14 protein-coding genes are annotated in these 22,654 nt (G+C 52.7%); 8 read left to right on the top strand and 6 right to left on the bottom strand.

What is annotated here, in order from left to right; translation table 11 throughout:
- Positions 1–261: 261 nt before the first annotated feature.
- The 6 genes from NSQ73_RS28650 (at position 262) to pgmB (ending at position 10,844) form a co-directional block, all read left to right on the top strand.
- Positions 262–1,392: an IS4 family transposase gene (locus tag NSQ73_RS28650; protein ID WP_340986060.1), complete on the top strand. Its 1,131-nt coding sequence runs from the start codon at positions 262–264 to the stop codon at positions 1,390–1,392.
- A 987-nt stretch (positions 1,393–2,379) separates the two neighbouring features.
- Positions 2,380–3,384, top strand: a complete 1,005-nt coding sequence (locus NSQ73_RS28645; protein ID WP_042141790.1) for a LacI family DNA-binding transcriptional regulator — start codon at positions 2,380–2,382, stop codon at positions 3,382–3,384.
- 435 nt (positions 3,385–3,819) lie between these two features.
- Positions 3,820–5,250: an ABC transporter substrate-binding protein gene (locus NSQ73_RS28640; RefSeq protein WP_042140373.1), complete on the top strand. Its 1,431-nt coding sequence runs from the start codon at positions 3,820–3,822 to the stop codon at positions 5,248–5,250.
- A gap of 239 nt (positions 5,251–5,489) precedes the next feature.
- On the top strand, positions 5,490–6,605 hold the full coding sequence (locus NSQ73_RS28635) for a carbohydrate ABC transporter permease (RefSeq protein ID WP_042218315.1): 1,116 nt from the start codon (positions 5,490–5,492) through the stop codon (positions 6,603–6,605).
- Positions 6,605–7,696 (top strand): carbohydrate ABC transporter permease, encoded by a 1,092-nt coding sequence (locus NSQ73_RS28630; RefSeq protein WP_042140371.1) that lies wholly within the window; start codon positions 6,605–6,607, stop codon positions 7,694–7,696. The genes NSQ73_RS28635 and NSQ73_RS28630 overlap by 1 nt, the downstream gene beginning before the upstream one ends.
- Before the next feature lie 31 nt (positions 7,697–7,727).
- Positions 7,728–10,844, top strand: coding sequence for a beta-phosphoglucomutase (gene pgmB, locus NSQ73_RS28625; RefSeq protein WP_340989569.1), 3,117 nt, complete (start codon positions 7,728–7,730; stop codon positions 10,842–10,844).
- A 249-nt stretch (positions 10,845–11,093) separates the two neighbouring features.
- Here the strand turns inward: pgmB and NSQ73_RS28620 are convergent, their stop codons facing one another.
- From NSQ73_RS28620 to NSQ73_RS28605, 4 genes are all read right to left on the bottom strand, one after another.
- A complete protein-coding gene (locus NSQ73_RS28620) occupies positions 11,094–11,582 on the bottom strand; it encodes a DinB family protein (RefSeq protein WP_340989568.1) in 489 nt (162 codons plus the stop codon).
- A gap of 688 nt (positions 11,583–12,270) precedes the next feature.
- The gene (locus tag NSQ73_RS28615; RefSeq protein WP_340985280.1) at positions 12,271–13,203 is read right to left on the bottom strand and encodes an IS3 family transposase; all 933 of its coding nucleotides are present in this window, start codon (positions 13,201–13,203) and stop codon (positions 12,271–12,273) included.
- Between the two features lie 5 nt (positions 13,204–13,208).
- Positions 13,209–13,523, bottom strand: coding sequence for a helix-turn-helix domain-containing protein (locus NSQ73_RS28610; RefSeq protein ID WP_340985281.1), 315 nt, complete (start codon positions 13,521–13,523; stop codon positions 13,209–13,211).
- Positions 13,524–14,147: 624 nt separating this feature from the next.
- Positions 14,148–15,125, bottom strand: coding sequence for a LacI family DNA-binding transcriptional regulator (locus NSQ73_RS28605; protein ID WP_171720795.1), 978 nt, complete (start codon positions 15,123–15,125; stop codon positions 14,148–14,150).
- A 345-nt stretch (positions 15,126–15,470) separates the two neighbouring features.
- Here NSQ73_RS28605 and NSQ73_RS28600 point away from each other — a divergent pair, with 345 nt between their 5' ends.
- On the top strand, positions 15,471–18,425 hold the full coding sequence (locus tag NSQ73_RS28600) for an ABC transporter substrate binding protein (RefSeq protein ID WP_340989565.1): 2,955 nt from the start codon (positions 15,471–15,473) through the stop codon (positions 18,423–18,425).
- Positions 18,426–18,575: 150 nt separating this feature from the next.
- Here the strand turns inward: NSQ73_RS28600 and NSQ73_RS28595 are convergent, their stop codons facing one another.
- Together NSQ73_RS28595 and NSQ73_RS28590 are read right to left on the bottom strand one after the other, a co-directional pair.
- Positions 18,576–19,967: an aldehyde dehydrogenase gene (locus NSQ73_RS28595; protein WP_340989564.1), complete on the bottom strand. Its 1,392-nt coding sequence runs from the start codon at positions 19,965–19,967 to the stop codon at positions 18,576–18,578.
- An 87-nt stretch (positions 19,968–20,054) separates the two neighbouring features.
- Positions 20,055–20,759: a Crp/Fnr family transcriptional regulator gene (locus NSQ73_RS28590; protein WP_340989563.1), complete on the bottom strand. Its 705-nt coding sequence runs from the start codon at positions 20,757–20,759 to the stop codon at positions 20,055–20,057.
- A 144-nt stretch (positions 20,760–20,903) separates the two neighbouring features.
- Between NSQ73_RS28590 and hcp the strand changes: the two genes are divergently transcribed.
- Complete coding sequence (hcp, locus tag NSQ73_RS28585) at positions 20,904–22,556, top strand: hydroxylamine reductase (RefSeq protein WP_340989561.1); 1,653 nt, start codon at positions 20,904–20,906, stop codon at positions 22,554–22,556.
- Positions 22,557–22,654: the final 98 nt, after the last annotated feature.

The following is a 22,654-nucleotide window of genomic DNA, read 5'->3' as shown; positions in this document are numbered from 1 at the left end:
CCGTTATTCTGTGAATTGAACTTCTACGCGGCAACTGATGCCGCAGGAATCTCCCGATTTTATCCGCTTTCTGGGGCAGAGATCCAGTAACTTTTTATAAAATCCTGCACCAAATACAACATTTCTCCTCTCCTATCGGTCCTAATCCAAAATTGTTGTACAAAAGGTAGGCGTGTTGATTTCCCAAAAAAAGGGACGAAAAAGGCCGCCATTTCGGGTAATGGTAAGTACGACCAAACCAAACCGAAATGAGGCGACCTCATGAATAAATATACCCCATTTTTAGCCGTTTTCAAACAAGTATTAACACCGGAAGAAGTCCAAATGGTGACTGGACAAACCAAGGACTACGTAGATAGTGGAACCAAAATGACCGTCGGGTTGCTACTCGATTACTTTGTCCAAGCCTGCTACCACAAATGGGACGGCTTCCGGCAAAGTGCCCGCTTAGGCCCAAACTTTGACTTGCCTGAGATTCATTACTCCACCCTTTCCGGCAAGGCCGGTGAAGTCCCTTACGAAATCTTCAAACGTATCTTTCAACTGCTCGTCAAGAAATGTAACCGACAAACCCGGCGGCATCTGAATCTTCCTAAAGATCTTCTGCTGATTGACTCGACGACGGTCACGGCGGCGAATTCCCGAATGCCTTGGGCCTCGTACAAAAAATTTAGAGGGGGCATTAAGCTGCATGTCGCTCTTTCGCAAGGTCAGCGTTTACCCGTGAACGTGGAGGAATCGATTGCGAAGCGCAATGACGCTCCGTTTGGAGAAGTTTTGGCAGATACGGACTACATTTTGGTACAGGATCGGGCGTATGGAAAAATTAGCAGATTGGATCAATATGTGCTCCAGGGCCAGTCGTTTGTGATTCGACTCAAAGACAATCTCCATTTGGTGAAGCCGAGAAACCTCCAGCGACCCGCAGAGGGAGAAACGAAAATTGTTCGTGATATGACTTGTTATATCGGTCAAGGGAAGTGCCAATCCGCTCAGCGCCACCGGGTCGTAGAATTTGAAAATGACCGGGGGGAAGTCGTACGGGTCGTGACCGATTTGAGAAAAGAGTCCGCTCATGTAATCGCCGAAATCTACAAGGCACGCTGGGAAATTGAAGTCTTTTTCCGCTGGATTAAACAGCATCTGAACGTGCCATGTCTATTTGGAACCACCGAAAATGCAGTATACAGCCAATTGTTTGTGGCCCTTGCTGTCTATGTGCTTCTGAGACGCGTTTATGATGAAATCCACTCCAACGTGCCTGCCTTTGCTCAACTGACCCTTTGGGAATTTATGCAGCATTGGCGTATATTTAGTCTTCCGCTGGAGTGGCAGGTTCAACTGAGTCTACTCAGGAACAAGAGCATTTTGGGAATTATATTCATTCCATAATATGGGGAATCAACACGCCTGTACAAAAGGCAACATTTCACCTTGTTCAAGCGGCTCAGCAGGATTATTGTTGTATTTCATACAACAATACGCCCGATCACCCGGCTATCCATCAATCAAAGTTGTAAAACGTACAACATTTATGTCTGCAGTGTCTAAAGTGTCTGCAGTTCTGCCGTGTCTAAAGTATCTGTAGTTCTGCAGTGTCTGTAGCGTCTACAGTGTCTGCCGTGTCTAAAGTGTCTGCAGTTCTGCCGTGTCTAAAGTGTCTGTAGTTCTGCAGTGTCTGTAGTTCTGCAGTTCTACAGTATTTACAGTGCTTCCTAAGAAGTCTGCACTCTGCCGCCGGAGAATCATGTAAGGCATTGACGTACTCCGCCAGTCCCGCAGTGACTGACCGGTAATTTGAATGGTTCTTGTCTCAAGTGCGGTTTATCTAACTGTATTTTGTGCAACTAAAGCGAACACTCATTGCGGTACGGCATTGCACACTCGCTACTCTCAACAGATAAGCAGGCGTTGTTCAACAAGTTAGATCTATATACGTAAGTTCATTCCATATAGGTACAGCGATTAATGTGCTATAGCTACATAATGGTCTGCAGAGTTAGGAGTAAGGGTCAGCAGTGAAATGAGAAGCTTTTCAGATGGACGGAGGCGATTAAAAAAGAGGCGTTGTCCAATAGCCAAACAGGCAAAATCCGCAGCCGGTGAATAGCATGATGGGGATTAATTATCAGAAATTCCTTCCGGGGGAAGCATAATGTAAGCGCATAACAAAGGTCTTGCCAATTTACGGGAGCCTTGCTATAATCGCTTTGAAAAGCTTTTCTAAATAGAAACGGCTACGCTGTGCTTCAGGAAGCCGATGCTTCCGGAGCAGCGCTATTACATATCGGCGCAGGTATCCGTTTCAGCGAGAAAGATAAGGAACATTTATTGCGTAAGCATATAAACTCTTATCTTTATAAAAAGGAAGTCAGAGCTATGAAGCCAACAATCAGAGATGTAGCCAGAATGGCCGGTGTATCCATCAGCACGGTTTCCCGTGTAATGAATGCGCCGGACACAGTAGTTGAGAGTAAACGCAGCCGGGTGATAGAAGCCATAGAAGCGCTGAAGTATCAGCCTAATGCGTTTGCGCGCGGTTTGATTTACAAGAAGTCTTTTACACTGGGCCTGCTTATTCCCGATATTGAGAACCTGTATTTCGCAGGGGTGATCCGGGGGATGCAGGATGCCTGCATTAAGCTCGGCTACAGTCTGATGATCTGCAATACAGACCGTGACAAGGAGCGGACGCTGTCTTATATCGATACCTTCCATGAGAAGCAGGTGGACGGAGTCGTGTTCGCCAGTGATGTGCTGTACCCGGAGTATTATGAGAAGCTGGTAGGCTGCAGAATTCCCTTCGTGCTGGTCTCCTCCCATTCCGATGAGTATGAGGTGGCTTCGGTGGAGGTCGATGATGAGAAGGCAGCGTATGATGCGGTGAAATTCCTGATTGAGCTGGGTCACCAGGAGATCGGAATGATCGGCTTCAATCATGATAACTCGGTGTCCGGGCCGCCGCGTGTTGCCGGATTCGTCAGAGCGCTCAAGGAATTCGGTCTGGAGCGCAATGTGGAGAAGGTCAAATACGCCAATCACCGCTTTGAACAGGCGTATCAGGCATCGCATGAGCTGTTCAGTGAGTATCCGGAGCTGACTGCTGTATTCTGCGTAGCCGATGAGTTCGCCATGGGAACGATCTCTTATCTGAAGGACCGCAATATTCTGGTGCCGGGTCAGGTGTCGGTAATCGGTTTCGACAATCTGCGGATGTCCGGCATGTTCATTCCGAAGCTGACGACGATCGCACAGCCGATTTATCAGCTGGGTTACCGGGCTGCAGAGAAGCTGCATGAGTTATTAACGACCGGCTCTGTGGCTGTCATGAAAGAAAAGATGGAGCATAAGCTGGTTGTAAGAGAATCCTCACGTGAGAAATGAAACCTGCTTGCGGGCAGGGTTGAAGCGCTGCTGCCTGGATTGTGGAGGGGCAGAGCGGTCTCTTTTTCTAAATTTGAAAAGCTTTTCACAAGGGTTCAGCAGATTAATGCAAGTTATTATGGTTAGTTTATACGGGAATCCGCTATAAATACGGTTGCCAGAGGTAGAAAGGTGCAGGAATATCACAAATTAAAAATAAAACATAGGAAAAGATGAATTTGCAGTATTGGAAACGCATTCAGTATGTGATATTATGGAAATGTAAGCGCTATATTAATGTTGCTGACTCAGGAATCCCTGACATTAAACTGTACAAATTATCATACTCTGAAAAGCTTTGCAAGGAGGTGGTCCAGTGCTCAGCCGGTAGTCATTCCGGGAATTAAGCTGACCTAATGCAGTCTCTAAAAACAATTAAAGGGGATGTATGAAACAATGAAGAAAGCTCCAGGACGTAAACTGTCACTCGCTATGGTGCTGTGTTTATCCTTCACCATGATGCTCAGCGGATGCGGCGGGAATAACAATAATGCGGCACCGACGGATGCACCGGCGGCAACAGAAGCTCCGGCAGCAACAGCGGCTGATAACAACCAGGAATCGACAAATAATGCAGAGGCTACAGCTGACGGCAGCCCGCTGGACTTAGCGATGAAAGGTGAATATAAAGGGACTAAGGTAACGATGTTCGGCCCGTTTGTGGACGCCGACCAGGTGAAATTTGAGAGCAGTATCAAAGAGTTTGAAGAAAAAACCGGCATTGATATTCAATATGAAGGCTCCAAGGAATTCGAAGCTACGATTAATATCCGTGTTGACGGCGGCAATGCTCCGGATATCGCTGACTTCCCGCAGCCGGGTCTCCTGGCTTCCATTGCGAAGACCGGCAAGGTAGTCGATCTGACCGGTGTGCTGGATCAGGAGAAGCTGACAGCCAATTACAATAAGAGCTGGCTGGATATGTCCACCATGGACGGTAAAGACGGCAAGATTATGGCCGGGATCTGGAACCGCAGCAATGTGAAGAGTCTGGTCTGGTATCCGAAGAAGCAATTCGATGATGCCGGATACACGGTTCCGCAGACTTGGGATGAGATGATGGCGCTGACAGAGCAAATTGCCAAAGACGGTGATCCTGCCTGGGCTATCGGTATTGAGAGCGGCGCGGCTACCGGCTGGGCAGCCACCGACTGGGTAGAGAACATTATGCTGCGTACCACAACTCCTGAGAACTATGACAAGTGGGTAGCTGGAGAACTGCCGTTCACTTCTCCTGAAGTGAAGAATGCAGTAGATGTGATGTCCAAAATCTGGCTGAACAAGGATTATGTATACGGCGGCGCTAAATCCATCGTAACCACGGCTTTCGGGGATGCCCCGAAGCCAATGTTCGAGAATCCTCCCAAAGCCTGGTTCAACCTGATGGGGAACTTCATCACCAGCTTCTTCCCGGAAACCGCCAAGGTTGATGTAGATTATGACTGGTTCTACCTCCCGCCGATTGATGAGCAATACGGCAAGCCGGTTCTGGTAGCAGGCGACATCTACGCGATGTTCAATGACCGCCCTGAAGTACGTGCAGTCATGGAATTCTTCACTACAGGCGAATCGATCAAGAGCTGGGTACAATCCGGCGGTGTAGTGGCGCCAATGAATGATGCCCCGCTGGACTGGTACCAGTCCGAATCCGACCGCCGGATGGCGCAGCTGGTGCAGGATGCTTCAACCCTGCGGTTTGACGGCTCTGACCTGATGCCGGGCAAGGTGGGTGCAGGCACGTTCTGGAAAGGCATGACCGACTATGTGAGCGGTACGGCTACTCTGGATCAGGCGCTGGAGCAGATCCAGTCCGGCTGGAACAACTAAGGAGCGTGTAAGCGGGACTTAGGGGGACGGAAATGATGAAGAGGGGCAGGGCAGCAGTGATGAATCCTGCCCCTCTTTTTCTTGAAATATAAGAATTTATATGTTTCACACCATAATTTATCCTTCTATTTCTCGCTGAAACGATACCGTCCTTATAAGGACGGCAAAGCCGTTTCCACTTGTTAAAGAATGCTTATGTAGAGAGTTTTGCTGCGCAAAACTTATTAGGAGGAACTGATATGGATGCACAAATAAAGCCGGAGGCCGGTGCCCCAGGTACGCAGGCCAAGCAGAGAATCAGCGGCCGGGCGGTGCTTTTATCGCTGGGGGTGCTGCTCGCTAACATTGTGATCAACGGGCTGATCTTCTTATTTTTCCGCGATTCTACGCTGAACCCGCTGCTGACTGCGGTGCTTGCCGTGCTGTGGGGCGTACTGGGGGTATATCTGATCTATTACACCCTGACCTGGGCGGTTGAGCAATATCCCGATCGTATCCGCAGGAAAGTGCTGCCCTACGTATTTGTCGGACCCGCGGTTATTATCCTCGGCTGGCTGTTAATCCTGCCTGCGCTGCGGACCCTGTACTTAAGCTTCTTCAATGCTTCTTCGGAGAAGTTCGTCGGACTCAGCAACTATGCTGCAATCTTCAGCGACCATCTGATGGCAACCGCACTGCGCAACAATCTGCTCTGGGTGTTCGTGGGGACGCTGGCCTGTGTATGCTTCGGGCTGCTTATTGCCATCCTTGCCGACCGCAGCAGCTATGAACGTATTGCCAAATCGATTATTTTCATGCCGATGGCCATATCCTTTGTTGCCGCAGGCGTGATCTGGAAGTTTGTCTATTATTATCAGCCGGGCGATGAGCAGATCGGACTGCTGAACGCAATCGTAACCTATTTCGGCGGCGAACCGCAGGCCTGGACGAGTATGCTGCAGCCCTGGAATAATTTCTTCCTCATTATTATCCTGATCTGGATGCAGACGGGGTTTGCCATGGTCATCTTCTCTGCAGCCATCAAAGGTGTTCCTGACGATATTCTGGAAGCCGCACGGGTGGATGGCGCCGGTGAGGTGAAGATTTTTTTCGGTATCATGATTCCGTTTATCTCCTCGACCATTCTGACGGTAACCACAACCATTATTGTCTTTACATTGAAAATATTTGACGTCGTCATGGTGATGACGGGAGGTCAATACGATACAGAAGTAGTAGCGACACAGTTCTACCGGCAATTCTTCATGTACCGCAACTTCGGTTACGGCTCAACACTGGCTATCGTACTCCTGATCGCGGTATTGCCTGTTATTCTTATTAATCTGCGTCAGTTCCGCAAGCAGGGGGGATTCTAATGGTCGGCAAAAAGAAAAGAAAAAGCAGCAAAACCGTTGTTAACCTGATTCTGGGCGTCATCTGCTTCATCTGGATTCTGCCGACGTTCGGGCTCTTTGCCTCCTCCTTCCGTCCGGCTGCGGATATTCTGCACACCGGCTGGTGGAAGGTCTTCCCCCATCAGGAGTGGAAGGCCGGCGAAACGCTGCAGCTGTCCAAGGATGTGGACTTGCGGCAGCCGATTGAGGTGAACGGCAAAACCTACAGTGATGATCAGCTCAAAGCAGGTGTGAAGGCGGATGACAGCCGCCTGATGTGGGAGAACCGCAGAGCGCGCACGGTTAATATGCAGGAGCAGGGCTGGAAGACTACGCCTGACCTGACGCTTGATAATTATAAGAATGTACTGTCCGGCAAGGAATACAAGCTTAAGGAAGCCGACGGCAGTGAGACCGTGCAGAAGGGCAGCGGATTATCGCAGGCGTTCTGGAATACGCTGACGATTGCCGTTCCGGCTACGGTGATTCCGGTGCTGATCGCCTCTTTTGCCGCATACGCCTTCGCCTGGCTACGGTTCCCCGGACGCAAGACGCTGTTCGTTATCATTATCGCGATGCTGGTCATTCCGATACAGGTTGCACTGATTCCGGTACTGAAGGATTACACGTCGCTGGGGCTCAACGGCAGTTATCTCGGAATCTGGCTGGCGCACACGGCCTTCGGCCTGCCGCTGGTTACGTACTTCATGTATAACTTCATAAGCCAGCTGCCGAAGGATCTGTTTGAATCGGCCTTCATTGACGGGGCCAGCCACTTTACCATTTTCAGCAGACTGATTCTGCCGCTCTCTGTGCCTGCGCTCGCCTCCATCGGAATCTTCCAGTTCCTCTGGGTATGGAATGATTATCTGGTGTCGCTGATCTTCATCGGCAACCAGCCGTCGGTGCAGGTGATGTCCATGAAGATCGCCGATCTGGTCGGCTCACGCGGCAATGACTGGCATTTGCTGACTTCGGCTGCGTTTATCTCAATGCTGATGCCGCTGGCAATCTTCTTCCTGCTGCAAAAGTATTTCGTCAGAGGTCTGATGGGCGGATCGGTGAAAGGCTGAGCCTGTGGCTCAGAGCAGGTACCGGGTGTGCATGAGTACCGCCATTTCCGGCGGCAATGTAAAGAGCGGAGGTCTGTCCCCCGGAGATCCGATGCGGCGGTCAGGAGAAATTCGCAATCAGGAGGAGAATATAGAGATGAAGATGAAGCCCTATGAACATCCGCCGGCATTATATCCTTACCGCGAGTGGAGTCTCGGTGAGGAACACTACGAGGATGAGTATAATCAGCGGAGCGAGAGCGTATTCGCGCTCGGCAACGGATATATCGGTATGCGCGGTAATTTCGAAGAAGGCTACCACGGCAAGGCGGGCACTTCCGTAGCCGGGAACTATCTGAACGGATTCTATGATTCTGAGCCGATTGTCTATCCCGAAGGGGCCTTCGGGTTCCCTTCCCGGAATCAGGCGATGCTGAATGTGACTGATGCGCGTATGATCGAACTCAGTATTGAAGGACATGATTTCCGGATGGACCAAGGGAAGGTTCACCGGTATGAACGCCGGCTGGATATGCAGAGTGGTATTCTGCACCGGGAGGTGGAGTGGGAATCCCCTGCCGGCCACCGGGTGCTGCTGGAGATCCGCCGGATGGTGTCGCTTGCGCACAAGCATCTGGCCGCAATCGACTATGCAGTGACCGCGCTGAACTTCTCCGGCACGCTGAAGTTTGAATCTGCCGTGGACGGCGAGATCCGGCGGCCGGAGGCCACGGATGATCCGCGGCTGGGCGCAGGCAGTGCCGAGCCCAGCCTGCTGCTGGAGGATACCGGCTACGATGCTGCCACCCGGAAGCTGTGGATGAAGCAGCGGACACGGCATACGCGGTTTGCGCTGCTGACCGCAGTCAGCCATGCGCTGCAGGCAAAGTCCGGCCGCGAGATGAGCCATCAGCTGATCGGACAGCGGATATCGGTGTGTTATGCCGCTGCGGTGCGCAGCGGTGAGACCGTAAGACTCACCAAATATATAACCTATCACACCTCCAAGGATTACGTGGAGGAGGAGCTGCAGGGCCGGAGTGACAGGGTGCTGGAGATGGCCGGAGAGCTTGGATTCACCGGTCTGGCCGGGGAGCAACAGGAATATCTGGATACCTTCTGGGCGCATACGGATGTCGAAATCAAGGGCGACCCGGCGCTGCAGCAGGGTATCCGCTTCAATGCTTTTCAGCTGCTGCAATCGGCAGGCCGGGACGGCGCGACCAATATCGGAGCCAAAGGCTTAACCGGAGAAGGCTATGAAGGCCATTATTTCTGGGATACGGAAATGTACATGCTGCCGTTCTTCACCTTCACCCAGCCTGAAGTCAGCCGGGCACTGCTGGAATTCCGCTATGCTACGCTCGGCAAGGCGCGGGAGCGTGCGGCAGTCATGTCCCAGAAGGGGGCACTGTATCCATGGCGGACGATAGACGGCGAGGAGAACTCCGCCTACTTCCCAGCCGGGACCGCCCAGGCCCATATCAATGCCGATATTGCCTACGGGCTGAAGCAATACGTGCTGGCAACGGGCGACACGGAATTTCTGGTTGCCCAAGGGGCGGAGATTCTGTTTGAGACCTCGCGCTTCTGGGCCGATCTCGGTCACTACAACCCCGCGCGCGGAGGCGCCTTCTGCATTGATGCTGTGACTGGACCGGACGAATATACGGCGATTGTGAATAACAATGCCTATACCAATCTCATGGTTCAGGACCAATTCATGTATGCCTATGAGACCGCCCTGCTTCTGCAGGAGGAATATCCTGCTGACTATGAACGCCTGCAGCTGGTTATAGGACTGTCCATGGAAGAGGCAGAGGGCTGGAGGGAAGCCGCCGAGAGGATGTTTATTCCTTTTGACAATGATCTCGGCATCTATGCCCAGGATGATACGTTCCTGGCGAAGCAGAAATGGGATTTCGAGCACACACCGCCGGATAAATATCCGCTGCTGCTGAATTATCATCCGCTGGTGATCTACCGCCACCAGGTGCTGAAACAGGCGGATCTCGTGATGGCTATGTTCCTGCTCGGGAACAAGTTCAGCCTGGCGGATAAAATCCGCAACTATCATTATTATGAGCCGCTAACCACCCACGACTCCTCCTTGTCGCCTTGTATTCACAGCATTATGTCTGCTGAGATCGGCGATTTAACCGGGGCATATGCCTATTTCGACCGCACCGTGCGGATGGATCTCGATGACATTAACCGCAACGCCAAGGACGGGCTGCATATGGCGGCGATGGCCGGCTCGTGGATGTCGATCGTGAACGGTTTTGGAGGGCTGCGGCTGTATGAAGGTCAGCTGAGCTTTGCTCCGGCCCTGCCGGAGCAGTGGGAGAGCTACCGCTTCAAGATCACCGTGCGCGGGCAGCTCCTGGATATATTCGTTGATCGTGAGGATGCCGTATATACGCTACTGGCCGGCACAGGTCTCGAGATCTTGCATAAGGACCAGCCGCTGAGGCTGCTTCCGCAGGAGCCGGTGAAGATTTCGCTTGCGGGCCGGCTTCAGGCGGTAATCTTCGATCTGGACGGCGTCATTACCGATTCGGCTGAATATCATTATCTGGCCTGGCAGGCACTCGCCGATGAGCTGGGCATTCCCTTCAGCCGCGAGAAGAATGAACGGCTGAAAGGGGTCAGCCGGATGGAATCGCTGGAGATAGTGCTGGAGGGCAGCGGACTTGCGCTGCTGCCAGAAGCCGAGAAGCTCCGGCTGGCGGAGAAGAAGAACGATCATTACAAGCAGATGATCGGCCGTATCACCCCGGCTGACCTGCTGCCGGGGATTCCTGAGCTGCTGGATTCCCTGCGCGAGCGGGGGATCTCTGCAGGGCTGGCCTCGGCCAGCCTGAATGCGCCGCAGATTCTGGAGCGCCTCGGCGCAGCCCATTGGTTCCAGGCGGTCGCCGACCCGGCTGAGCTCCGGAAGGGCAAGCCCGATCCGGAGATCTTCCTCAAGGCGGCGGAGCTGCTTGGGGCCGCGCCGGGCAACTGCATCGGCGTGGAGGATGCGGCCGCAGGGGTCGCCGCGATCAAGGCGGCGGGCATGAAGGCCGTAGGCATTGGCAGCGCGGCGCAGCTGGGCGCGGCTGACCTGCTGCTGCCGTCTACCTCGGCGCTGGATGCCGGGAAGCTGCTGGAGCTGTGTGCGAGATAAGTGGCAGATAGGCTTGGCTGCGGTGGTGGAAAGGATGGAAGTACGGCAAGAAAAGGGAGGCGTAGTATGCTGTAGTGCTCCGCTTTTCATTTAAGTGAGATATTAGACGCCCGTGTTCCCTCAGTAGGTGGGGGAACACGGGCGTCTTTGTTGAAATTCAAGAATGTATTATAAGTTTCACACGTTAAATTAGCCTTCTATTTACCGCTGAACCGGACCGTCCTTATTAAAGGCCGGCAAGGCTATTTCTTACTGGTCAGGGTTGTTTTTCGCTGGGCTATCCCAGTCCTGGTCAGGGATCATTTGCCGCAAGTGATGCTTCATGTGATCCACGTAGTCCTCAACCAGCCATTGCAGGGTGACCGTAGTGCCATCATTCCGGAGGAAGAGGAGTGCCAGCTGCTCAGCAGACATGCGTGAAACTGCGCGTAGGACCGACTGATTCAGGCTGATCCACAGGGTCAGTATTTCATCATGCGGAGCCGAGGCATACTGCTGGGCAGACATCCACTCATTCTGGTCATAATAAGCCAGCTGCAGGGGCTGCGGTTCGTACTGAACCTTGATAAACCGGGTGAGATTGTTGATCGCCGAATCGCATAAATGTCCGAGTAGTTGCAAACAGGACCATTTGCCTCCCGGACGCGGTGCGGCGGCTTCCTCTGGAGTGAAACGGTTATACGCAGCGGGTACTGCCGCCAGCAGCTGCTGCAGCTCAGCAATCGTAGGCGTTAGCATCGAACCATCCCTGCCTTTCAACTATAAAGTGTGAATAGGATTGGAGCAGGAGTCTATCTCAGAATTCAAATATAGAAACTATATAGAAACTATATAGAAACTATATAAAAACTATATAGAGACTATATAGAGACTATATAGAGACTATATAGAAACTATTGAGAAACTATTGCTGTATTTCTGATTCCGCCGGAAGTGGACGGAATGGGGAAAAGAAAGGGAAAAATCCCACTAATTCCGCCGGAAGTGGGCGGAAGGAGTAAATGAAAGGGATAAATCCCACTAATCCCGCCGGAAGTGGGCGAAATGGGGAAAAGAAAGGGATAAATCCCTCTAATCCCTGCCGAAAGTGGGGGGAATGGGGAAAAGAAAGGGATTAATCCCACTAATCTCGCCGGATGTCGGCGGAAGGAGTAAAAGAAAGGGATAAATCCCACTAATCCCGCCGGAAGTGGCCGAAATGGGGAAAAGAAAGGGATTAATCCCACTAATCCCGCCGAAAGAGGGTGGAATGGGGAAAAGAAAGGGATTAATCCCACTAATCCCGCCGAAAGAGGGCGGAATGGGAAAATGAAAGGGATAAATCCCACTAATCCCCGCCGAAAGTGGGGGGAATGGGGAAAAGCGGTGCGACCCCCTTATCCCGGAGTCCTCCGTATAAAATCAGTACTTGTTGTAGATATGCTCTTTATTTCGCTTTTTCTCTCGGCCAGAAGAAGCGGGAGCGGTCTTCTAGGGTCAGCACCCACTCTGCAAAGGTAGCTGGCGGCAGGTTACGAAGGCTCGTATGCATTCTGCGATTGTTGTAAAAGTCCATGTACCGGTCCACCGCTTCATAGGCCTCTTCGAACGTTTCGAATGCCTCTTTGCGGAACAAATCCCGATCGATATTACTGTGGAATGATTCAATAAAAGCATTTAAATCCGGCGTTCGAGGCGGAATACGTTCATGGGTCATTTCCCAGCTTTCACACATGTCGCCAAACAGGTGGCTGACGAACTGTGGGCCGTTGTCGGTGCGGATCACAGGGCGTGCGCTGTCAGGGGCGCAGTGATGCTCCATGGCGCGCGCCAGCGTCTGGCAGGCGTGCTTGGCCTCACACGACGATCCCCGGTGGTAGCCGACGATGACGCGGGTAAACACATCGATAATGCTCAGGACAAAGAAATGCCGGTCACGTCCCTCCACATACCCGTATTTAATGTCCATCTGCCAGAGCTGGCCCGCTCCTGTAATGACTCGGTTCTCCGGCAGCTTCCGGGGATGCTTAAAGCGCTTCTGACGCTGGGGCTGCAGGATATCCAGCGCCTGACACAGCCGGTAGCTTTTCTTGTGATTGAGCTTCAACCGGTGCTGGTTCCACAAGCACTTGGCCAGGAGTTTGTACCCGTACACGTGCTCTTCTCCAGCGATTAATTCCAGCAGCCATTCCTGGATCTCCTCGTCACTAATCTTTTCCCCAGACTCGTTAAAGGAGTAGCCTGGCTGGGGTCTTCCACGCCCCCCTTGAACGGCCTTTGGGGACAGTGACCTGCGTTTCTTACGGTCGTAGTACGTGGACTCTGCTAGCCCCATGAGACGCAGTACCAAAGCTGCTGTATTCCCCTGCTTAATGAACATGTCGGCTACCTCGATTTTTTCGGATAAGCAGGGGTTGGCTTTTTTAGCAGTTCACGCAGAATCTCAATCTCTAACTCCTTTTCGCCGAGTATCTTGACGGCCTTCTCGTATTTCTGCTCCACTTCCAGGAGGCGCTTCAGTTCCTCCACCTGCTCCTGGGGATACGGATGATCTTGTTCCCCATGGGCCTCTCGGTAATCTCTCACCCACTGATTCACCGTCGCTGGGGTCACCCCATATTTTCGGGCAACCACCGCTGCCTTAATGCCAGACAACACCTCTTGCGCTGCCTTCTCTCTTGTTCCTGTTAAGTTTCCCATTGTGTTCATCCTCCTCCTGTATTCAGTCTACATTTTTATGGGGGAGGACTCCAACTTCATTAGGGGGCTGTGGAGAAAGAAAGGGATTAATCCCACTAATCCCGCCGGATGTCGGCGGAAGGAGTAAAAGAAAGGGATAAATCCCTCTAATCCCCGCTAGAAGTGGGCCCAAGGAGGAAATGAGGGGCAAAAGTGCCCTTGATTCCGTCAGTTGTGGCCCAAAGGAGGAAATGAGGGGCAAAAGTGCCCTTGATTTCTCCAGTTGCGCGCCAAAGGGGGAAATAAGGGGCAAAAGTGCCCTTGATTCCGCCGGATGTGGCCCAAAGGAGGAAATGAGGGGCAAAAGTGCCATTGATTCCACCGGATGTGGCCCAAAGGAGGAAATGAGGGGCAAAAGTGCCCTTGATTCCGTCAGTTGTGGCCCAAAGGAGGAAATGAGGGGCAAAAGTGCCCTTGATTCCGCCGGATGTGGCCCAAAGGAGGAAATGAGGGGCAAAAGTGCCCTTGATTCCGCCAGTTGCGAGCCCAAGGAGGAAATGAGGGGCAAAAGTGCCCTTGGTTTCACCAGTTACGCACCCAAGGAGGAAATGTCTATCCCTGTTTCTATCCCTATGCCATCTATCCCTAAGTCGTAGCGCCCTCCTCCAGCTCCACGGGCAGGATGTAGGCTGATTCGACATGCTCACCCTGCACCTGTCGCAGGATTAGATCGACGGCCAGCTTGCCCATCGCCTCCATCGGCTGGCGGATAGAGCTGATGGCCGGATACAGCAGGCTGCGGAGGGCGATGCCGTCATAGCCGATAATCCGCACATCTTCGGGAACGCGCCGCCCTCTGATCTGGCAGGCCTTCAGGGCACAGGCGGCAATGATGTCACTGCCGGCGAAGATGCCGTCCACCTCAGGATGCTCGCGGAACAGTTGGGCCAGCAGCAGCTCATAGGCTTCGAAGTCGAAGCTGTTGTTGTCCGTATGCAGCGAAACGTACTGGGCGCCGTGCTGCTTCGCAGTTTCTTCGAAGGCGACGCAGCGCAGATGCGATAAGATATTCAGCTTGGGATGCCCGCCGATATGGGCCAGGCGGCGGCAGCCTTTTTGAATCAGCAGGGTCGTGGCCAGCCGTCCTCCCGCGTAATTATCCGAGCATACATAAGGAATATCCGGCGAAATCTGCCGGTCAAAGGTAACCAGAGGCAGGTTCATCTGCCGGTAATCCTCTACTTCAAGCGTGTGGCTGCCCATAATAATGCCGTCCACCCGGCTTGCGCGCAGCATGTTGATATACTCCTGCTCCTTCTGCTTGTCCTGCCACGAGTTGCACAGCAGCAGCTTGTAGCCTTCCCGGTAGGCATGTTCTTCAATATGACTGGTCAATTCCCCGAAAAAGGGCAGGGAAACATGCGGAATAATCAGTCCGATAATGTTTGATTTTGAGCGGCTGAGCGAGCGGGCCAGTTCATTCGGGCGGTAATTGAGCTCGTCCATCGCCTGGTGCACCTTCTGCTTCAATTCTTCACTTAAGTAACCCCTGTTGTTCAATACCCGGGATACGGTAGTTGCCGATACGCCAGCCTTCAGCGCAACGTCCTTGATGGTCGGCATGGCCTGGCCTCCTGTCTAAGCAGTCAACTGCAAATCCATTCTAACGTGAGCGCTGTTCTCTGTCCATAAAGGCCGCAGCTCCGCTCTATTTGTTGTTTATTAAAATATCGTTTCCCCCTATAATTATAAGAAAGCGGCAAATTTAAAAGATAAGAATTCATTTGCTTTATGCAATAAATTATCCTTATCTTTTACGCTGATACCGGCCGGTGCAGAATGGGGTGCTTTTTTCACTCAAAAGAGGGATGGGAAATGGGTATAACGAATTAGTATTTAGTATAATGTCGAAATTCCTCGTTTTATAATCGAAATCTGACTTTGAGATAGATGAACGGGAGTGTGCGAATGGGTGTAGATAAAATTCATCTCAGGTTGTTAAAAAGCTTGCTCTTGCCGCTGTTTATCTTACTGTGTACGACAGAAGGCACACACGCCTACGCCGAAGAACTTCCCGCTCAGAATGTGCTGGTGCTGCATTCCTATCAGAAAGGCTTTGCCTGGAGTGATGAACAGAGTGCCGGAATTGAAGAACGCCTCAAAAGCGCAGCCGCTCTGCCCGTAATCTATACCGAGTATATGGATTGGAAACGGTATCCCAATCAGGAGAACCTCGAACACTTCTACGAAACGATCAAATTCAAGTATCAGAATATCCGTATTGATGCGGTTCTCACCACAGATGATGCAGCCCTGAGCTTTGCCATGAAGTACCGCCGGGAGATCCTGGATGATGCTCCGATCATCTTCAGCGGTGTCAATGAGCTGGGTGTGGCCGGCATCCCGGACACTCACAACATCACAGGCGTTATCGAGAAAATTGATCCTACGCGTACGATCCAAATGGCGCTGGAGATCAACCCTTCCGTGAAGAAGGTTTATGTTGTTTTTGATAATTCGGAGAGCGGATTGTCGACCGGCAAAATGGTCATGGATCAGATTGACGCGCTGAACCTGGGGCTGGAGATCCTCCCTATGAACCGCTTTTCTATTGAACAAATTAAAGCAACGGCATCCGCCCTGTCTCCGGACAGTATCGTGCTGATGACTACATACTATAGTGACTCGACCGGAAGGATTGTTGAGTTTGACAGGTTCTCAAGTGAACTGGGCAAGAGCAGCAGTGTTCCGGTGTACCATATTTATGATTTTGGACTAAACCACGGTGCCTTCGGCGGCAGTCTGATCAGCGGCAGAATTCAGGGCCAGACCTCAGCGGAGCTGGCGCTGCGCATCCTGCAGGGGGAGAGTGCGGATAATATCCCTGTTGTGACTGACAGCAATGTCCGCAATGTATTTGACTACAACGAGCTTCAGCATTTCAGCGTACCGCTGGACAAGCTGCCGGAGGGCAGCGAAATCATTAACAAGCCGTTCTCCTTCTATCAGACCTACAAAGTGCTGGTACTGAGCATTATTGCCGCTTTTGCCGTGCTGCTGACCTTTATCTTTGTTTTATTATTTTATGTACAGCTGGTGAAACGGATCAGAAGCAATCTGGAAAAAAGCAATGAACGCTTCAGCCTGGCCACCTATGGCGCGGACGCGGTCATCTGGGACGTGGACATGTCCACGATGATCTATTACTTCTCGGACAGCTGGTACGAGCTGCTGGGGTATGAACGGGATGAGGTCAATGAGACCCGCGGCGGCTGGAGAGACCTCCTGCATCCTGAGGATGCCGAGCAGGAGGACCGGCTGCGGACCCAGCATCTGGAGGGTCGTTCTTCGTATTACTACGCTGAATACCGGATGCGCAGCAAGTCGGGGGAATACAAGTGGTTCCAGGCCCGGGGCAAGGTGCTGCGTAATGCAGGCGGCGGATATATCCGGTTTGCCGGGTCGATGGTCGATGTCACCGACCGCAAAGGGTATGAGAGCAAGCTGCAGATGAGCTATCAGGAGCTGGAGTCTACTTATGAGGAACTGACAGCACTGCAGGATGAGCTGCTGGAGCAGTATAACAAGGTGGTGGAGAACCAGGCGCTGCTGCAGACCAGTGAAGAGAAGTACCGCCTGCTTGCCTATAATGATGTACTGAGCGGCCTGCCGAACCGGCTGTCGCTGTCCGAAGAGCTGAAGAAATTTATTCAGGAGCACTCCGGCGGCCATGCGGCACTGTTCTTCCTGGACATTGATAATTTCAAGTATATCAATGATTCGATGGGCCATACCTTCGGCGATGAGCTGCTGGTGAAGGTCGGCGAGCGGCTGCTGGAGCTGTCCGACGGGCGCAGTAAGCATTTCCGCTTCGGCGGCGATGAGTTTGTGATTCTTTTCAAGGATGTAGACGGGTATAGTGAAGTGATCCGCTATGCGGACTCGTTGGTTCAGGGCTTCAAGGAGCCGTTTCAGCTGAGTGCCAGTGTCGTGCATATCTCGGCCAGTATCGGGATTGCCCAATATCCGGAGAATGGCGTGAACGCAGAGGAGCTGCTGAAGAATGCCGACATTGCCATGTATAAAGCGAAGGAAGCGGGCAAAGGCATTTATGTAATCTACGGGCGTGAGATGCAGCAGCATTTTGATGAGCGGATGATTATTGAGATGCATTTAAGAAACGCTATCTCCAATAACGAGCTCTCGCTGCATTATCAGCCGCTGGTGGATATCGGTTCGAACGAGATTTGGGGCTTCGAGGCCTTGATCCGCTGGAACAATCCCGTGCTGGGCTTCGTATCGCCGTTGTCCTTCATTAAGATTGCCGAGGATTGCCGGCTGATTGTGCCTATCGGGGAATGGGTGCTGCGCACCGCCTGCCAGTTCATCAAGGATCTGCAGAGCCAGGGGTATGCGGGCTATCATATCTCGGTTAACATCTCGGTCATTCAGCTGATGCTGGATGATTTCACGAACATGGTGCTTACGGTGCTGCGGGATACCGGACTTGCCCCGGAATATCTGGAGCTGGAGATTACAGAGTCGATCTTCATGGAATCCTTCGAGGCCATCAGCTCCAAGCTGGAAGCACTCAAGGAAAAGGGGATCGGCATCGCGCTGGACGACTTCGGTACGGGCTATTCTTCACTGAGCTATCTGAAGCAGCTGCCGATTACCACACTGAAGATTGATAAGTCCTTCATCGACAGTATCGATACCCCGAACAACATGTCGCTGGCCAGCTCCATTGTGACCATCGGCCACGATATGGGCCTGAATGTTACTGCAGAAGGGGTAGAGACACCGGAGCAGCTGGCTTTTCTGGAGCGGACGAGCTGTGACAAGATTCAGGGATATTATATCAGCAGGCCTATCCCGGAGAAAGAGGTTGCGGGCTGGGTTGCCGGACGGCGTGCGGGCTGAAGCAATAAGTATACGGAATGTACTCCGTTTATAGTCTAGGTATGTAATATAACAACAAAAAGGAAACCTCCTTTTAGCAAGGGGGGCTTCCTTTTTGTTTTTTCTTTTGCGCAAAAGTGGGGTAGGGGGCTATCCGGTCTCCTTAATCCTCTACTTCAGCAGCTTCCGTGCCAGCTTGACCTTGTTGCCGTATGGCGGATAGACAATCCCGAAATCCAGTCTCGTGCTTCGCTTAACAATGCTCTTGCGGTGGGAGAAAAGCTCAAAGCTATGCTTACCGTGATAGCCGCCTATCCCGGAATTCCCCACACCGCCGAACGGCAGATGAGTGCTGGCTACATGGGAGATTGTATCATTCACACAACCTCCCCCGAAGGAAACGCTGCCCATCACCTGTTCCTCGACCTGCTTATCCTCAGTGAACAGATAGAGGGCGAGCGGCGTGGGGTGATCGTTGATACTCCGGATAGCTTCGCTAATCTGGCTGTATTCCATAATCGGCAGCACAGGTCCGAAGATTTCATCCTCCATCGAGGCATCGCTCCAGGAAGCCGGGTATATCAGGGACGGCTCGATGTAGAGATCCTCCGGCACAACGCTGCCGCCCAGGATCAGCTTATCGCGGTCCTGCTCAAGCATCTTCTCAATCCGCCGCAGCTGGCGTTCATTCACAATCCGTCCGTAGTCTGTGTTATGCCGGATATCCGTTCCGTAGAATGCGGTGATGTTGTGTTTGATCCGCCCGATCAGCTCAGCTGCAACATCGCTATGGACCAGCAGGTAATCCGGGGCGATACAGGTCTGCCCGACATTAATCAGCTTGCCCCATACGATCCGTTTGGCCGCGGCCTCCAGATTGGCGGTCTTGTCGACAATGACCGGACTTTTACCGCCCAGCTCAAGGGTTACAGGCACCAGATTCTTCGCTGCCGCCTCCATGACAATTCTGCCTACAGGCACGCTGCCGGTGAAGAATATATAATCGAATTTCGCGTGAATAAGCAGATTTGTTGTTTCTTTCTCACCCTGCACCACCCGGATATATGCGGGGTCAAAGGTCTCCCGGATCATGTCTTCAATGACTGCCGAAGTAGCAGGGGTACTCTCGGAAGGCTTCAATACCGCGCAATTGCCGGCGGCAATGGCCCCGATCAGCGGCTCAATCAGCAGCTGGAACGGATAATTGAAAGGTCCGATGATGAGCGCAGTCCCATAAGGCTCTGCTAGAATGCTGCTCTTCGCCGGGAACATGTGCAGCGGTGATCTTACCTTAACCGGCTTCATCCAGCGCCGGAGATGCTTCATCATATAGCCGATGCTGTCCAGCGTAAATCCGATTTCGGTGGCGTACGCCTCGAATTCACTCTTACGCAGATCTTTATTCAAGGCGGCGATAATCCGGGGCTCGCTGCGCTTGATAGCGTCCTTCAGCTTCTGCAGCTGCTCCAGGCGGAAGCCGGGGGTTCTCGTGATTCCGCTGCTGAACCATTGTCTATGCTCTGCCAGCAGCTGGTCGATATGGGGTGCGGTTAACTGCAACATGCTTGCATCCTCCTCGGGTGAATCTATAGGGACATAACAGCTTGGTTCGTCTAGTCTAGCCCGGTTTGCTCTGCACCGGGGCGTTCTTCACAGGTTGCCTGCTGAAGAGGGCAGGCTCAGGAGGTAATCATTCATCCGGCTGCGGTCCAGCAGCGTGATTTCACTGCCCTTGAAGTCAATCCAGCCCTGATCGCGCAGGAATCCAAGCTCCCGGGACAGTGAAGGACGGGCGGTATTCAAATGCCCGGCCCATTCTTTGCGGCTGAAGGGGAGCTTCAGCGTATCGGAGGCCTGCTGCGTGCCCTGCTCCAGCAGGAAGTCTATGATCCGGCGCCGCAGCGGACCGGCGGAGAGGTTCTCGATTTTCCGGTTAACAAGCACCAGCCGTTCGGACAGATTCTCAATGAAGCGGGTGAGGATATCTGTGTCTGCTGCGAATATTCGCAGCAGCTCCTGCTTGCCGATGAACATCACCTTGCAGGGCCCCGTTGCTGTTACCGTGGCGGGGGCTACATTATCCCTGCGGAATAACACGGCCTCCCCGATGGTCTGTCCTTCCTTGAGGTGGGCGATGGTAACGCTGCTGCCGGTGGAATGCGTCTTCTGCACCTCGACCCGGCCGGAGAGCAGAATTCCCAGCCGGTCAGCCGGATCGCCTTCGGCGAGAATTATGGCGTTCTTGCGGTAGGTGCTGACGGTGTAGGCCAGCGTGGGCAGCAGCAGTTCGATCTCTTCTGCGGATTTCCCGCGGAATAACAGGCAGGCTTGCAGTGCGGCAGGCTCCGGTCTCATACATTTCCTCCGAATTCATAATAATCGGTAACATCCGTTACCGATTGATAGACGAAAGTCTACTACAATTACTGGTAACTGTAAAGGCGGGACGCAGCGCTGTCCTGTCCAGCTATCCAATTCATAATAAGGAGTGAATGTGTAATGAGCGACATGTTTTGTTTTCAGTGCCAGGAGGCAGCCAAGGGGACGGGATGTACGATTCAGGGAGTATGCGGCAAGACCAGTGATGTAGCCAATCTGCAGGATCTTCTGGTGTATACGCTCAAAGGTATTGCGGTGTTCGCACGCAGCGGCCGTGAGCTGGGCATTACCGATCCGGTGACAGAGAAATTTATTATAGAGAGCCTTTTCGCTACGATTACCAATGCTAACTTTGTTCCGGAATACTTCACTGCGAAGATCCGGGAGGGGCTTGCCCTGCGGGATAACTGGCGCAGCAGAATTGCGGATGCCGGAGTGATTGCGTATCTGTCAGAACATGACGCAGCGCTATGGAGCGCCAGTACGGACGGGGAACTGACGGACAAGGCGGCAACCGTGGGTGTGCTTGCTACAGAGCATGAGGATATCCGCTCTCTGCGTGAGCTGCTCACCTATGGTCTGAAGGGAATGGCTGCTTACATGGAGCATGCGGCGGTGCTGGGATTCTACGAAGCAGGCGCACATGCTTTTATGGAAAAAGGCCTGACGGCCGTGCTGGATGATACCCTGAGCGGGGGCGAGCTGACTGCCCTGGTCCTGGAATGCGGCAAGTTCGGTGTGGATGTAATGGCACTGCTTGACCGTGCGAACACGGCGGCTTACGGCAGTCCGGAGATTACCAAAGTGAATATAGGTGTGGGCACGAACCCCGGCATTCTGATCAGCGGACATGACCTCAAGGATATGGAGGAGCTGCTGAAGCAGACGGAGGGTACAGGAGTCGATGTGTACACGCATAGTGAGATGCTGCCCGCCCACTATTACCCGGCCTTCAAGAAATACAGCCACTTCGTGGGCAACTACGGTAACGCCTGGTGGAAGCAGACTGAAGAATTTGACAGCTTTGGCGGCCCGGTTCTGATGACTACGAACTGTATCGTACCGCCAAAAGAAAGCTATAAGAACCGGCTGTACACCACAGGCAACACAGGTTATCCGGGAGTTCAGCATATTGCAGCAGGAGCAGACGGGGTGAAGGACTTCTCCGCTCTGATTGAGCAGGCCAAAGGCTGCAGCGCTCCGGTAGAAATCGAGACGGGTGAGATTATCGGCGGCTTTGCCCATGCGGCGGTCATGAATCTGGCAGATCAGGTAGTCGGGGCCGTCCAGAGCGGCGCAATCAAACAATTCTTCGTAATGGCGGGCTGCGACGGACGGATGAAGAGCCGCAGCTATTATACAGACTTCGCGGCCGAGCTGCCTGAGGATACAGTGATTCTCACCGCAGGCTGTGCCAAATACAAATATAATAAGCTGGCGCTTGGCGATATCGGCGGGATTCCCCGCGTGCTGGATGCCGGCCAGTGCAATGATTCCTACTCCCTGGTGGTCATAGCGCTGAAGCTGAAGGAAGTCTTCGGCCTGGACGACATCAACGATCTTCCGATCTCCTACAATATTGCCTGGTATGAACAAAAGGCGGTAATTGTGCTGCTGGCGCTGCTGCATCTGGGCGTGAAGAACATTCACCTCGGCCCTACACTTCCGGCATTCCTGTCACCTAATGTAGCTAAGGTGCTGGTAGACAGCTTTGGCATCGGCGGTATCACCACCGTACAGGAAGACATGGAGCGGTTTATTGCAGCGGTGTAATACAGAATGCTGACCGTCTAACCTGCGGCACTATGTCTCACAAGACTATCGGATGGCCGCTTTTGCCGGGAATTTCCTGATTCATCATTATTCACAAC

It is taken from the genome of Paenibacillus sp. FSL R10-2736, from assembly GCF_038000245.1.
In the GTDB taxonomy this organism is placed as follows: domain Bacteria; phylum Bacillota; class Bacilli; order Paenibacillales; family Paenibacillaceae; genus Paenibacillus_AQ; species Paenibacillus_AQ phytohabitans.
Note: the sequence above shows the minus strand (reverse complement) of the source record. Positions and strands in the feature narration are given on the sequence as shown.